Source organism: Microvirga sp. VF16 (assembly GCF_016864375.1).
Lineage (GTDB): Bacteria > Pseudomonadota > Alphaproteobacteria > Rhizobiales > Beijerinckiaceae > Microvirga.
In genome coordinates, this window is record NZ_CP069354.1 from 1,204,491 (window position 1) to 1,218,456 (window position 13,966).

Below are 13,966 nucleotides of genomic sequence, written 5' to 3' on the forward strand. Positions count from 1 at the left end.
CTGCATCGTCAGCGGTTATGGATCCCGGGCTCCGCTTCGCGGCCCCGGGGATGACAGTGCTCTGTTTGTCCCGCGATCCCGGATCTCGCTTTGCTCGTCCGGGATGACGGGTATTCTTACCCCCTCGCAAACGCGTCCGTCGCCTCGATGAGATGATGCGTGATGCCGGGCTCGCTCACGGCGTGGCCTGCGTCCTGCACCATGATGAACTTCGCCTCGGGCCAGGCCTTGTGCAGCTCCCAGGCGGTCTTCGGTGGTGTGGCGATGTCGTAGCGGCCCTGGATGATTACGCCGGGAATGTCTTTCAGGCGATGAGCGTTGCGGATGAGTTGTCCGTCCTCGAAGAAGCCTTCATTGACGAAGTAGTGGTTCTCGATCCGCGCGAAGGCGATGGCATAATGCTCGTCGCCGAACTGGTCGCTGTATTCCTGGTTGTGCAGGAGCGTGATCGTTTCGCCTTCCCACAGGCTCCAGGCGCGTGCGGCCTTGGCCCGGACAGCCGGGTCGGGATCGATCAGGCGCTTGCGATAGGCCGCCATCAGGTCGCCGCGCTCCGCCTCCGGGATCGGCGCGAGGAAGCCTTCCCACTTGTCCGGGAAGATCCAGGAGGCGCCCTCCTGGTAGTACCAGAGCAGCTCCGAGCGACGTAAGGTGAAGATGCCGCGCAGCACGAGTTCGGTCACGCGCTCGGGATGCGTCTCGGCATAGGCCAGCGCCAGCGTCGAGCCCCAGGAGCCGCCGAACACCATCCACTTGTCCACACCGATCATGGTGCGAAGCCGCTCGATATCGGCCACGAGATGCCAAGTGGTGTTGGCTTCCAGGCTCGCATAGGGCGTCGAGCGTCCGCAGCCGCGCTGATCGAAGAGCAGGATGCGGTATTTCTCTGGATCGAACAGCCGGCGCTGAGTCGGCGTGCAACCTCCGCCCGGGCCGCCATGAAGGAAAACCACGGGTTTGCCCTGCGGGTTGCCGCACAATTCCCAATAGACCCGATGGCCGTCCCCGACATCGAGCATGCCATGATCGTAAGGTTCTATTTCGGGGTAGAAGGTGCGCATCGCTGAAGGCTCCGGCAGAGGAAGCCTATCCATATCGATGAGATGCGGGCCTGTCAGCCGTTACGTCATTTCGTGAGCCGGCTTCGCACCCCCTGGCGCGTCGTGCAACTGTCATATAGTTTTGCAACTGGGGAACATGGGTAAAAGCCCAGCCACATTGGAGGACTTAAGATGTTGACCAAACGCGCCAGCCTGAAGCTGGCTACGGCTCTCGCCGCTCTCATGGTCGTCGGTTCGGCCGAGGCCGCCGAAAAGCTGCGGCTTCTGACCTGGTCGGGCTATGCCCCGGCCGATGTCGTCGCCCAGTTCACGAAGGAGACCGGCATCGAGGTCGAGGTGACGACCTCGAACAATGAGGAGATGATCTCCAAGCTGCGTGCGACGCAGGGCGCGGGCTTTGATCTTGCTCAGCCGAGCCAGGACCGCATCGCCGGCCCGCAGACGGAGTTCGGTATCTACAAGCCGCTCGATCTCTCCAAGGTCAAGTCCGACCAGTTCATCGCCTCCATGCTGGAAGCGACCAAGAAGAACACCACCGCCGACGGGAAGGTCTACGGCGTTCCGCACATCTGGGGCACGGACGGCCTCGTGGTGAACACGAAGGCCGCGCCGAAGGTCGCCGATTACAATGACCTCTGCGATCCCTCCCTCGCCGGCAAGACCAGCTTCCGCGCCAAGCGTCCCGCACTGATCGCCTTCGCCTTCGCTAACGGCATGGATCCCTTCGCGGCCTATGGCGATGCGAAGGCCTATGCTGCCCTGATGGACAAGGTCGGCGCCAAGCTCGCCGAGTGCAAGAAGAACGTGAAGTTCTTCTGGGAAGGCACCGATCAGCTTCTCAATGCCGTGCGCTCGGGCGAGATCGTCGCCGCCATGGCGTGGGATACGGGCGGATGGAAGCTCAACGCCGAAAACCCGGACATGAAGTTCACCGCGCCGAAGTCCGGCGCGCTGGGCTGGGTCGATACCTTCGCGATCCCCGCCAAGGGCCGCAATGACGATGCCGCCTACAAGTGGATCAACTTCAACATGCGTCCCGAGATCGCCGCGAAGGTCGCCGCCGCTGCCGGCAACTTCACGGCTTCCAACGGCGCCGACAAGCTCATGCAGGGCAAGCTGAAAGATCAGTTCGCCGAGAGCTTCCCGAAGGCCGCCATCGACAACATCAAGTGGTATCCGGCCGTGCCGGCTGGTCTCGAAGAGATCGAGGGCAAGGTCCTCGACCGTCTGAAGGCCGGTTCGTAAAAGCTCAATGTGTTGTATCATCATCCCCCGGCTTGCCCGGGGGATGACTTTTTGCGTGGCAGCGTTATGGCTCATTCCACCGATCTCGACATCGTCAACGTCACCAAGCGCTTCGGCACCCATGCGGCCGTCGACGACGTGACGTTCAGCGTCGCTCCCGGAGAGTTCTTCTCGATCCTCGGCCCCTCCGGCTGCGGCAAGACCACCCTGATGCGCATGATCGCCGGGTTCGAGCACCCGACCTCCGGCGATATCCGCATCCGCGGACAATCGATGATCGGCGTTCCCGCCAACAAGCGGCCGGTCAACATGGTGTTCCAGAGCCTCGCGCTCTTTCCCATGATGAGCGTCGGCGAGAACGTGGCCTATGGTTTGACCTGTCGCGGCGTGTCCCACGCGGAGGCCGATGAGCGCGCGGGCCGCATGCTGGAGCGGGTCGGCCTGAAAGGTTTTGGCGAGCGCCGCGTGACGGCGCTTTCGGGCGGTCAGCGGCAGCGCGTGGCGATTGCCCGCTGCCTCGTGCTCGAGCCGACCCTCGTGCTTCTCGATGAGCCGCTCGGTGCGCTCGATCTCAAACTGCGCGAGCACATGAAGATCGAGCTGAAGCAGCTGCAGGGCACGTTCAACACCACCTTCGTCTACATCACGCACGATCAATCCGAAGCGCTCGTCATGTCCGACCGCATCGCCGTGATGAACCAGGGTCAGTTTGAGCAGGTGGGAAGCCCGCGCGAACTCTATCACAGCCCGGCCACACCCTTCGTGGCGAGCTTCGTCGGCGAGACGAACCGCTGGCAGGGTGAGGCCGCATCGGCTTCCAATGGAGCCATTGCCGTGCGGCTGCCATCCGGCGCCGTCGTTCAAGGGCAGGGGAGAGGTGCCGCACAGGCGCTTGCTTTCGTGCGGCCTGAGGCCGTAGCGCTCGCGCAGGATCCCTCGTCGCTCGGCAATCTACCCAACCGCTTCGAAGGCCGCGTCTCCGCCGTGCTCTTCGACGGCGCGGCTTCGAGCCTGCTCATCGACATGGCAGGCTTCGCCGAGCCCGTGCGCGCCGTGCTGCCTCAAGCGGGTCCACTCGCCGGCATCGAGGTCGGCGCGCCAGTCCATGTGGGCTGGACGGCGGATGCGATGAAGGTCTTTGCCGCATGATGACGAAACAGGCCCAGCGCCTCACGCTCTTCCTGCTGCTCGCTCCCGCGATCCTGTGGCTGGGGCTTCTCATCGTGCTGCCGCATGTGGAGATTCTCATCCTCTCCTTCAGTGAGCGCGTGGCGCCGCGGGTCTATGCTTTCGGCTTCGGCAATTATCTCGAATTCTTCACCGAGCCGCTCTATTGGCGCACCTTCGCACGCACCGCTTTCATGTCGATCCTGGTGACGGCGCTCACCCTCGTGCTCGCCTTTCCCATCGCGCTCTACATCGCCCGTGTGGCGCAGGGACGCCTGAAGGCGATGCTGCTGCTGCTCTGCCTGCTGCCGTTCTGGGTATCCGAACTCGTACGCACGCTCGGCTGGATGATCCTGTTGCGCGAGAGCGGCGTCATTTCCTATGCGCTGCAAGCGGTTGGCTTTGCGAGCCAGCCGGTCGAGCTTCTCTACAACGACGGCGCGGTGATCCTCGGCCTTGTCTATGGCGGTTTGCTGTTCATGATCGTGCCGCTTGCCAATGCGCTGGAGAGCCTAGAACCCTCCGTCGTCGAGGCAGGGTTCGATCTCGGCGGCAGCCGCTGGACAGTTCTGCGCCGCATCGTCATTCCGCATGCGATGCCCGGCATCGTCGCAGGCTGCATCATCGTGTTCATGCTCACCGTCGGCAATTTCGCGACGCCGGTGCTGCTCGGCGGCAAGAACGGATTGTGGTTCACCGAGCAGATCTACGCGCAGTTCATCACGCGCTTCAACTGGCCCCAGGGTGCTGCCTTCGGCATGCTGCTCCTGCTGCTCTCGTCCGCTATCGTGTGGTTGGGCCTGCGCCTCACCGGCCAGAGCCTCGGCACCACCTTGAAGCAGGCATGACGCCATGAACCGACCGTCCATCTCCTGGAAGCTCTACATCGCGGCGTTCTATCTCTTCCTGTTCGCGCCGCTCCTCGTCGTGGCGATCTTTGCCTTCAATGCGAGCCCGTTCCCGTCGCCGCCCTGGCGCGGCTTCACACTCGAATGGTTCACCGGTTCCGGCACTGTGACCGGCAAGCCCGGCGTGCTGATGGACCCGATCTGGCTCGACAGCATTGGCAACAGCTTCAAGGTCGCGATACCCGTCGCGCTGCTCGCCGTGCTCATCGGCACGGTGAATGCCTGGGTGCTGGAGCGGGCCGAGTTCCGCGGCAAGACGTTCTTCGCCATGATGATGCTTTGGCCGCTGGTCATTCCCGGCGTAGTGCTCGGCATCTCGATCCTCGCCTTCTTCTCGCGCGTGGCGAACGGGCTCGAGGATTGGCTTCAGACGGACCTCGATTTCCTGCGGCCGGGCCTGTCGCTCGTGATCCTCGGACAGCTGTCCTTCATCCTCACCATCTCGACGCTCATCATCGCCGCGCGCCTGCGCAAGTTCGACCGTTCGCTGGAGGAAGCCGCCTTCGATCTCGGCGCGAGCCGCGCGCAGGTGCTACGCACGGTGACGTTGCCGTTCCTGAGCCCCGCACTCATCGGCGCCGGGCTCGTGGCTTTGCTGATGTCGTTCGAGAACTTCAACACGACGCTGATGCTCGTCGGTTCCGATGCCCCGCTGCCGATCGCCATGTATGGCCAGATGCGCGAGGGCGCGTCGCCGGCGATCAATGCGGTGAGCCTATTGCTGATGCTCGGCGTCGGTGGGATCGCGAGCGTCTTTGCACTGACCTCGAAGGCGGAGCGGTAAGTGACCTGAGAGGGTGTCATCCCGGATGCCGTAGGCGATCCGGGATCGCTATCAGGATAGAACGCTGTCATCCCGGCGAAGGCCGGGATCCGTAACCATGACCTTCGACCCATCCGGCATCGTCAACGGTTCTGGATCCCCGCCTGCGCGGGGATGACAGTTGTCGAGGTTCATGCGCTGCTCATTCCAGGCCATCCCGGGTTCTGCTTCGCAGCCCCGGGATGGCCACTGGGCGACAATGGCCTAAAAGTCTCACCGTCCCCAGGTGCGCTCCAGAACGTTCACCCAGTTCTCGTAACAGAGCTTGCGCAGGGTCGCTTCGTCGTAGCCGTGCCGGCGCATGGCATCGACGAGACGGGGGAGGCCGCGCACATCGCCGATCTCGGCAGGAATCGTCGCGCCGTCGAAATCCGAGCCGAAGCCGACGCCGTCGACGCCCACATGCTCGATCAGGTAATCCATGTGGCGGATCATCTCCTCCAGCGGCGTGTCGTCGTTGCGCTGGCCGTCGGGGCGGATGAAGGAGGTGGCGAAGTTCACGCCGACCATGCCGCGGCTCTCGCGGATCGCGGCAAGCTGCCTGTCGGTGAGGTTGCGCGAATGCTGGCAGATCTCCCAGGCATTGGAATGCGTTGCGACGAGCGGCGCATCGGAGAGGCGCGCCACGTCCCAGAAGCCCTTCTCGTTCAGGTGCGAGAGGTCGATCATGATCTTGAGGCGATTGCAGGCGCGGACCAATTCGATGCCGCGATCCGTCAGACCGGGGCCGGTATCTGGCGTCGAGGGGTAGCGGAACGGCACGCCGTGGCCGAAGATGTTGGAGCGACTCCATACCGGGCCGATGGAGCGCAGCCCGCTCTCATAGAGCACGTCAAGCATGTGCAGATCGGGGTCGATGCCTTCCGCGCCCTCGATGTGCAGGATCGCTGCGAGCCTGCCGGTATCGATGCATTGGCGGATGTCGGCGGCCGTGCGGCAGATCTTCACCTCGCCCTTCGAGGCGCGTTCGATGCGGATGAGGAGCGAGGCCATGTGCACGGTGACCTGCTGGCTCGGCGCGAGCGGCAGCTGCGCAGGCAGGGGCACGTCATAGCGCGATTGCGTCATCAGCGCGTCCACATCGACGCCGACGCTGTCGGACGGCACATAGACGGCGAAGAACCCGCCGACAAAGCCGCCCTCCTTCATGCGCGGCCAATCAAGGTGTCCGATATTGTCGCCCTCCAGAAAAGCCTGTTCCGGCTGGATCTTGCCGCGCATCAGGCGGAGGAGGACGTCGTTATGGCCATCGAAGACGGGCATCAGGGAAGAGCGGGACATGGATCTCGTGCCAAGCAGTTAGAATTGAAAATCAGGTTCAACCGGCCAGAGCTTCGGCCGGCTGTTTCGTATCCCTCTTAAAGCCCTGGCTCGCCTGGATCAGGGACTGAGTGTATTCGTTCGATGCCGCGCCCGAGCGCAACGCCGTAGAGGTGGTTTCCTCGACGGCCTCGCCATGGCGCATGACCAGAAGACGCTCGCACAGATGCGCGACAACTGCGAGATCGTGACTCACCAGGATATAGGTCAGTCCCAAGCGGCGGCGCAGATCGTCGAGCAGGTTCAGGATCTCCGCCTGCACGGAGGCATCGAGCGCCGAGGTCGGCTCGTCGAGCAGCAGCACCTTCGGACGCAGGATCAGCGCACGGGCAATCGCAATGCGCTGACGCTGGCCGCCCGAGAGCTGGTGCGGGTAGCGGAAGCGGAACGAAGGGCCAAGGCCGACCTCGCGCAGAGCCTGGAGAATGCGCGCCTCCGCTTCCTTCTCGCCGTGAATGGCGAGCGGCTCGGAGAGCGTGCGGTCCACCGTATGGCGCGGATGGAGCGAGGCATAGGGGTCCTGGAAGACCATCTGCACCGTGCGGTAGAATTCCTTGCTGCGCGGCGTGGTGACTTCCTTAGCCTCGACGAGCACGCGTCCACCGCTGATCGGCGCCAGGCCGCAGATGGCGCGCAGCACCGTCGACTTGCCGGAGCCGGATTCGCCGACGAGTCCATAGGCCGCGCCGGGCTCCACGTGGAAGCTTACGTCCTTGACCGCATCGACCCTGAGGCGGCCGGTGCCGAAGACGACTTGAAGATTCTGGATATCGAGCATCGTTACAGCGCCCAAGTCACAATGCCCAAGCGGGATCGCGGTTCAACGTGGGAAGCGGGCGAACGTCGTTCGCGAGCGTCGGCAGGCAGCGCATCAGCCCTTGAGTATAGGGATGCTGCGCCTCGCGCAGGTTCCTTGCCTCCAGCTCCTCGACCACGCGCCCGGCATACATCACCAGCACCCGGTCGCAGAAGGACGAAACGAGCTTCAAATCGTGCGAGATGAAGATCAGCCCCATGCCGCGTTCGGTGACGAGTTCGTCGAGGATGCGCAGCACCTCCATCGACACGGTCACGTCGAGCGCCGAGGTCGGCTCGTCGGCGATGAGGAGATCCGGATCGGTCACGAGCATCATGGCGATCATGGCGCGCTGACCCATGCCGCCCGAAACCTCGTGCGGATAGAGCGAGAAAACGCGGGACGGATCGCGCATCTTCACCGCCTCTAACATGGCGAGCGCCTTGTCGCGGGCTTCCCCGCGTCCGGCCTTGGCATGCGCCTGATAGGCTTCGATGATCTGCTCGCCGATGGTCATGACCGGGTTCAGCGAATATTTCGGGTCCTGCATCACCATGCTGATGCGTCCGCCGCGCAAGGTGCGCAGCGTGCGATTCGAGGCGGTGAGCAGATCGATCCCGTCGAAGGCGAGGCGCTTGGCCATCACCTCACCGGGGGGAGGGGTGAGCCCGAGGATCGCGCGGCCCGTCTGCGACTTGCCGGAGCCGGATTCGCCCACGATGCCGAGGCGCTCGCGGCCGAGCTGGAAGGACACGCCGCGCACCGCTTCCACGGTGCCCGTGCGCAGGTGAAAGCGGACGCGGAGATCTTCGACGTCGAGAAGCGGCTTCGTCATTTGGCTGCCTTCGGATCGAGAACGTCGCGCAGGCCGTCGCCGAGCAGGTTGAACCCGAGGCTCACCACGAAGATGGCCAGACCCGGCATGGCGGCGACCCACCATTGATCGATGAGATAGTTGCGGCCCGTAGCGACCATCGCGCCCCATTCCGGCATCGGCGGCTGCGCGCCGAGTCCGAGGAAGCCGAGGCCCGCCGCAGTCAGGATGATGCCCGCCATGTCGAGCGTCACGCGCACGATGAGCGAGGAAACGCAGAGCGGCACCACGTGGCCCATGATGATGCGCGGCGTGGATGCGCCCTGCAACTTTACGGCCGCGATGAAATCGCTGTTTCGGATCATCAGCGTCTCGGCGCGCGCGATACGGGCATAAGGTGGCCACGAGGTGATCGCGATGGCGATGATCGCGTTCTCGATGCCGGGGCCTAAGGCCGCCACGAAGGCGAGTGCCAGGACGAGGCGCGGGAAGGCGAGAAAGATGTCGGTGGTCCGCATCAGGACCGTATCGACCCAACCGCCGAGATAGCCGGAGACGGTGCCGACCAGGAGGCCGATGGGCGTTGCGATCAGCGCCACCAGCACGACGACGAAGAGCGTGATGCGTGAGCCGTAGACGACGCGGGAGAAGATATCCCGCGCCTGATCGTCCGTGCCGAACCAATAGGCTTCGCTCGGCGGCAGCAGACGCTGCGTGCGCAGGTCTCCGCCGGCGATCGGCGAATAGGGCGCGATGAAATCGGCGAAGATCGCCACGAGGATCAGCAGGATGACGATGCCGAGGCCGACGACGGCGAGTGGATTCCGCGAGAAGGCGCGCCAGCCGAGATAGAAGCGGCCGAGCCGTGCCTGCCAGCGGGAATGCGGTTCTGCGGAAAGCAGCCAGGCCCGAAGACCTGCGGGTTGTTCAGCGAGAGGGGCGCCGGCCATCAGCGGGTCCTCGGATCAAGCAAGCGGTAGAGCAGGTCGGAGACGAGGTTGAGCAGGACGAAGACGGTCCCGATGACGAGAGTTCCGCCGAGCACTGCATTCATGTCCGCGTTCTGCAGCGAGTTGGTGATGTATTGGCCAAGTCCGGGCCATGCGAAGACCGTCTCGGTGAGCACGGAGCCTTCGAGCAGGTTGGCATAGGACAGGGCGATCACCGTCACGAGGGGAACGGCCGCGTTGCGCAGGGCATGGCGCCAGATCACACGCATCTCGGACAGGCCCTTCACGCGCGCGGCGATCACATATTCCTGCGCCAGTTCGTTCAGCATGAACGAGCGCGTCATGCGGCTGATATAGGCGAGCGAGAAATAGCCGAGCAGGCAGGCGGGCAGGATGATGTGCGAGACCGCATCCCAGAACGCATCCCACTGGCCCTGCATGGCGGTGTCGAGAAGCACGATGCCCGTGATGGGCGTGTAGAGATAGGAATAGGTCACGTCGATGCGGCCCGGGCCTGCGACCCAGCCGAGCTTGGCATAGAACAGCAGGAGACCCATGAGGCCGAGCCAGAAGATCGGCACCGAATAGCCGACGAGGCCGAGCACACGCACGAACTGGTCGATCAGCGTGCCGCGCTTGACGGCGGCGAGAACACCGAGCGGAATGCCGATGATGACACCGATGAGCGTGCCGAGCGTCGCGAGTTCGAGCGTCGCCGGGAAGACGTTGATGATATCCGTCATCACCGGATTGGTGGTGAGAACGGAATTGCCGAAATCGCCGGTCGCGGCCTTCTTCACATAGATGACGAACTGCTCGATCAGAGGGCGGTCAAGCCCGAGCTCGGTCCGGATGCGCTCATAGACATGAGCCGGTGCGCGGTCGCCGACGATGGCGATGACGGGATCGATCGGCACGACGCGGCCGATGAAGAAGGTGACGGCGACAAGGCCGAGGAGGGTCGTCATCAGGACGATGACGAACTGGGCGGCTTTCTTAAGGAAGGAGCGGAGGGCACCAACGTGCCCTCCGCCCCCGTTCATGACTGCTGAAACCATCGAAGCGTCAGTTCTTCTTCGCCTGTGACACGTCGTTGTCGCTGAACGACGGACCGAGAACGAAGTTGTCCACGTTCTTGCGCACGGCAGCGACTTCTGTCTGTTGCAGGAAGATCACGAACGGACCATCGTCGAGAACCGACTTCTGCAGTTCCTTGTACATCTGCGCGCGCTTCTCGCCGTCACGTTCCATCACGGCGGCGCGGGTCTTGGCGGTCAGCGGGCCCGGATCCCAGGCATTACGCCATGCGAGCGGCTTCGCCTTCGCATTGTCCGAGTTGTCCTCGTTGGCCGCGAAGGTGTCCGCGTTCGAGTTCGGGTCCTGATAGTCCGAGCCCCAGTTGCCGATATAGATATCGTGCTGGCGGGCGCGGTACTTGGTCAGAGCCTGCTTGGAATCCATCGGCAGGATCTCAAGCTTGATGCCGGCCTGCGCGAAGGTGGCCTGCATGGCCTGGGCGATGCCGGTGATCTCGGCGGTGGAGCGGGTGTCCATCGTCACCGTGAAGCCGTCCTTCAGGCCAGCCTTGGCGAGAAGCTCCTTCGCCTTGGCGACGTCGAGCTTGTAGGGGTTGTTCGTCTCGGCGCCGAGGAAGCCCTTGGGCAGGAAGTTCTGGTGAACGTCGCCCTTGCTCTTCATGATCGTGTCGGCGATCGCCGAGTAGTCGACGAGCCACTTCAGAGCCTGGCGAACCTCAGGCTTGGCCAGGTTCGGGTTCTTCTGGTTCAGGCCGAGGTAATAGACCGTTCCCTTCGGGCCGCTCTGGATCTTGATGTCCGCATTCTTGGAAACCGCAGCGATCTCTTCCGGGTTCAGGTTGCGGGCCACGTCGATGTCGCCCTTCTCGAGCAGAAGGCGCTGGCTCGCGGTTTCCTTGATATGGCGGAAGATGACACGGGCGAGAGGGGTCTTCTTCTCGTAGTTCGGGTTGCGCTCGAGGACGAGGACCTCGTTGGCCTTCCAGTCGCGCATGATGTAGGGACCGGAGCCGGCATACTTGGTCTTGAGCCAGTTATAGCCGAAATCGCCGTCCTTCTCGTTCTGGACCAGCAGCTTCTTGTCGACGATCGAGGCGACCGAGTTGCCGAGGCAGTAGAGGACCAGGGTCGGCGCGTAGGCCTTGTCGACCTCGAAGGTCATCTCAAGCGGGCCGGTCTGCTTGACCTTGTCCTTCACGTTGTCCTTCGTCAGGCCGAACTGGCCGAGAATGAAGGCCGGGGACTTGTCGAGCGCCACGGCGCGGTGGAGCGAATACACCACGTCTTCGGCCGTGATCGGATTGCCGGAGGCGAACTTGCGGTTGGGCTTGATCTTGAACGTATAGGTCTTGCCGTCGGGCGAGACAGTCCAGGACTCGGCGACCTGTCCGGAGATCTTCGACACGTCCTTGACGTCGTACGAGATCAGGCGCTCATAGGTGTTGCCGATGATCTCGGACGCGCTGAACTCGAACACCTCTGCCGGGTCGAGCGAGATGATGTCGTCGCTCTGCCAGGCCTGGACGAGGGTGTCCGGCGGGGTTGCTGCCATGACGGCAGAGAAGGAAGTCGCCATGGTGGCAACCATGGCTGCGGATAGGAGAAATTTCGGAAGTCGCTTCATTGGCCATTCCCTTACAGCGCTCAGAGCGCTTTTTGTTGCGCCAGTATGAATGCAAATCACACAAGCGCTGTCGAGTCTAGCAACTGGTTTTAAACTGGCAAACATTACGCACCGTGCTTAATGGTCGGGCAGGATGCCGATCCGGGTTGGCCTGAAGGGGCAAATTGTGGCAAAGGCTCTCCAACCCTCTTTCCGGATGAATGACAGTGTCTGAAGAAGCCAAAAAATCGGGTGCCAACACCATGTGGGGCGGGCGGTTCTCGTCCTCCCCCAGCGCGCTCATGGAAGCCATCAACGCCTCCATCGACTTCGACAAGCGATTGGCCTCCCAGGACATCCAAGGATCCATCGCCCACAGCACCATGCTGGCGCAGCAGGGGATCATCGCCGAGAGCGACCGGGACGCCATCCATCAGGGGCTCCAGCGGGTCCTGGGCGAGATCGAATCCGGAAACTTCTCCTTCTCCAGGGCGCTCGAAGACATCCACATGAACGTGGAAAGCCGCCTGCGCGAGATCGTCGGTGATCCGGCAGCCCGCCTGCACACGGCCCGCAGCCGCAACGATCAGGTCGCTGTCGATATCCGCCTCTGGGTGCGCGACGCCCACGACCGGACCGACGAGCAGCTGACCAGCCTGATGAAGGCGCTTCTGGCCAAGGCCGAGGCCCATGTGGCGACCGTGATGCCTGGTTTCACCCATCTCCAGAGCGCGCAGCCGGTGACCTTCGGTCATCACCTGATGGCCTATGTGGAAATGTTCGCCCGCGACCGCAGCCGCATCCGCGACTCGCGCAGGCGCCTGAACGAATGCCCCCTCGGCGCCGGGGCGCTTGCGGGAACGTCCTTCCCCATCGACCGGCACATGACCGCGAAGGCGCTCGGCTTCGACGGTCCGACCCGGAATTCGCTCGATTCCGTCTCCGACCGCGACAGCCTGCTGGAGTTCATGGCAGCTTCTTCCATCTGCGCCATGCATCTGTCACGCCTGGCGGAAGAAATTATCATCTGGATGTCGGCTCCCTTCGGCTTCGTCCGCCTGCCGGACCGCTGGACCACCGGCTCTAGCATGATGCCGCAGAAGCGCAATCCGGATGCGGCCGAGCTGGTGCGCGGCAAGTCGGGCCGGATTTTCGGCTCCCTGATCTCGGTCCTCACCATGATGAAGGGGCTGCCGCTGACCTATTCCAAGGACATGCAGGAGGACAAGGAGCAGGTTTTCGACGCCGCCGACAGCATCGAGATCGTGCTCGCGGCCATGACCGGCATGATCCAGGACTTGGAGCCGGTGCAGGAGCGCATGGCGGCGGTTGCCGGAGCGGGCTTTTCCACGGCGACCGATCTCGCCGACTGGCTCGTGCGCAGCCTCAACATCCCCTTCCGCGACGCCCACCACATTACCGGGCGCATCGTCTCGGAGGCGGAGAAGCGTGGCTGCACCCTCGAAGAGCTTCCCCTTGATGCCATGCAGGCGGTCGAGCCCAAGATCCATCCGGGCATCTACGACGTGCTCGGCGTCGAGAACTCCGTCCGCTCGCGGACAAGCTTCGGCGGGACCTCGCCGGTCCGAGTGGCCGAGCAGGTCGCCTGGTGGCGGGAGCGGGTCTGATCAGCCCTGCCGTTAACCTTCGATTTTAAGCCCTTGCCGGCGCGACTTGGCAGGGGCTTGATAGGGCATGACGCCATAACCATATTGCTGACAACGGCCCCTCGCGGGGCCACTTGAGCGCCGCATGAGCGGGCTCAAAACCACCGAAGTGCCTCTAACCTTGGGCTTCGAACATGTCGCGTCAGTCGCCCTTTGGGCATCCGTTCCTGTTAGGCTTCGATGAGATCGAGCAGGCGCTCGACCGTGTCGCAAAGGCGGCAGGAGACGGCTATCCGCCCTACAATATCGAGCGTCTGGCTCGCACCGAACACGCCCCCGAGCGTCTCCGCATTACCTTGGCCGTCGCCGGATTCACCCGGGATCAGCTGGAGGTGACCCTGGAGGAGAGCCAGCTCGTCATCAGGGGGCGCCAGTCCGACGACAAGACAAGGCACTTCCTTCATCGCGGCATCGCCGCCCGTCAGTTCCAGCGTACCTTCCTCCTTGTCGACGGCATGGAGGTGATGGGCGCGGACCTGTCCAACGGCCTATTGTCGATCGATCTCGCCCGGCCCGAGCCGGAGCGGATCATCCGCAAGATCGACATTATTGCGTCGGACAAGGTGTGACGGCAT

At 63.4% G+C, this 13,966-nt stretch carries 13 protein-coding genes; 6 read left to right on the plus strand and 7 right to left on the minus strand.

The genetic code is table 11. From position 1 onward, the window contains the following. Positions 1–116: 116 nt before the first annotated feature. Entirely contained in the window at positions 117–1,061 is a 945-nt protein-coding gene (pip, locus tag JO965_RS05635) for a prolyl aminopeptidase (RefSeq protein ID WP_203442721.1), read from the minus strand. Positions 1,062–1,232: 171 nt separating this feature from the next. On the opposite strand from pip, the gene JO965_RS05640 reads away from it, so the two are divergent. The 4 genes from JO965_RS05640 to JO965_RS05655 are packed head-to-tail and all read left to right on the plus strand — an operon-like array spanning position 1,233 to position 5,165. After that, positions 1,233–2,306, plus strand: coding sequence for an extracellular solute-binding protein (locus JO965_RS05640; RefSeq protein WP_203442722.1), 1,074 nt, complete (start codon positions 1,233–1,235; stop codon positions 2,304–2,306). Positions 2,307–2,357: 51 nt separating this feature from the next. Beyond that, positions 2,358–3,455 (plus strand): ABC transporter ATP-binding protein, encoded by a 1,098-nt coding sequence (locus JO965_RS05645; protein ID WP_246776757.1) that lies wholly within the window; start codon positions 2,358–2,360, stop codon positions 3,453–3,455. Beyond that, complete coding sequence (locus JO965_RS05650; RefSeq protein ID WP_203442723.1) at positions 3,452–4,321, plus strand: ABC transporter permease; 870 nt, start codon at positions 3,452–3,454, stop codon at positions 4,319–4,321. The genes JO965_RS05645 and JO965_RS05650 overlap by 4 nt, the downstream gene beginning before the upstream one ends. A gap of 4 nt (positions 4,322–4,325) precedes the next feature. Next, positions 4,326–5,165: an ABC transporter permease gene (locus JO965_RS05655; protein ID WP_203442724.1), complete on the plus strand. Its 840-nt coding sequence runs from the start codon at positions 4,326–4,328 to the stop codon at positions 5,163–5,165. A 252-nt stretch (positions 5,166–5,417) separates the two neighbouring features. Here JO965_RS05655 and JO965_RS05660 read toward each other — a convergent pair whose 3' ends face one another. The 6 genes from JO965_RS05660 to JO965_RS05685 all read right to left on the minus strand — a co-directional run bounded on the left by JO965_RS05660 (position 5,418) and on the right by JO965_RS05685 (position 11,745). Beyond that, positions 5,418–6,485, minus strand: coding sequence for a dipeptidase (locus tag JO965_RS05660; RefSeq protein ID WP_203442725.1), 1,068 nt, complete (start codon positions 6,483–6,485; stop codon positions 5,418–5,420). 37 nt (positions 6,486–6,522) lie between these two features. Then, complete coding sequence (locus tag JO965_RS05665; protein WP_203442726.1) at positions 6,523–7,302, minus strand: ABC transporter ATP-binding protein; 780 nt, start codon at positions 7,300–7,302, stop codon at positions 6,523–6,525. A 16-nt stretch (positions 7,303–7,318) separates the two neighbouring features. Next, positions 7,319–8,155: an ABC transporter ATP-binding protein gene (locus JO965_RS05670; RefSeq protein WP_203442727.1), complete on the minus strand. Its 837-nt coding sequence runs from the start codon at positions 8,153–8,155 to the stop codon at positions 7,319–7,321. Next, positions 8,152–9,084 carry an ABC transporter permease gene (locus JO965_RS05675; RefSeq protein ID WP_203442728.1) on the minus strand — a complete coding sequence of 311 codons (933 nt, stop codon included), beginning with the start codon at positions 9,082–9,084 and terminating at the stop codon, positions 8,152–8,154. Before JO965_RS05675 ends, JO965_RS05670 begins: the two co-directional genes overlap by 4 nt. Further along, the gene (locus JO965_RS05680) at positions 9,084–10,052 is read right to left on the minus strand and encodes an ABC transporter permease (protein ID WP_371826866.1); all 969 of its coding nucleotides are present in this window, start codon (positions 10,050–10,052) and stop codon (positions 9,084–9,086) included. The genes JO965_RS05675 and JO965_RS05680 overlap by 1 nt, the downstream gene beginning before the upstream one ends. Positions 10,053–10,149: 97 nt before the next feature. After that, a complete protein-coding gene (locus JO965_RS05685) occupies positions 10,150–11,745 on the minus strand; it encodes an ABC transporter substrate-binding protein (RefSeq protein ID WP_203442729.1) in 1,596 nt (531 codons plus the stop codon). Positions 11,746–11,951: 206 nt separating this feature from the next. Between JO965_RS05685 and argH the strand changes: the two genes are divergently transcribed. Both argH and JO965_RS05695 read left to right on the plus strand, forming a co-directional pair. Continuing rightward, positions 11,952–13,352 carry an argininosuccinate lyase gene (argH, locus tag JO965_RS05690; RefSeq protein WP_371826834.1) on the plus strand — a complete coding sequence of 467 codons (1,401 nt, stop codon included), beginning with the start codon at positions 11,952–11,954 and terminating at the stop codon, positions 13,350–13,352. A 173-nt stretch (positions 13,353–13,525) separates the two neighbouring features. Next, on the plus strand, positions 13,526–13,960 hold the full coding sequence (locus JO965_RS05695; protein WP_203442731.1) for an Hsp20 family protein: 435 nt from the start codon (positions 13,526–13,528) through the stop codon (positions 13,958–13,960). Positions 13,961–13,966: the final 6 nt, after the last annotated feature.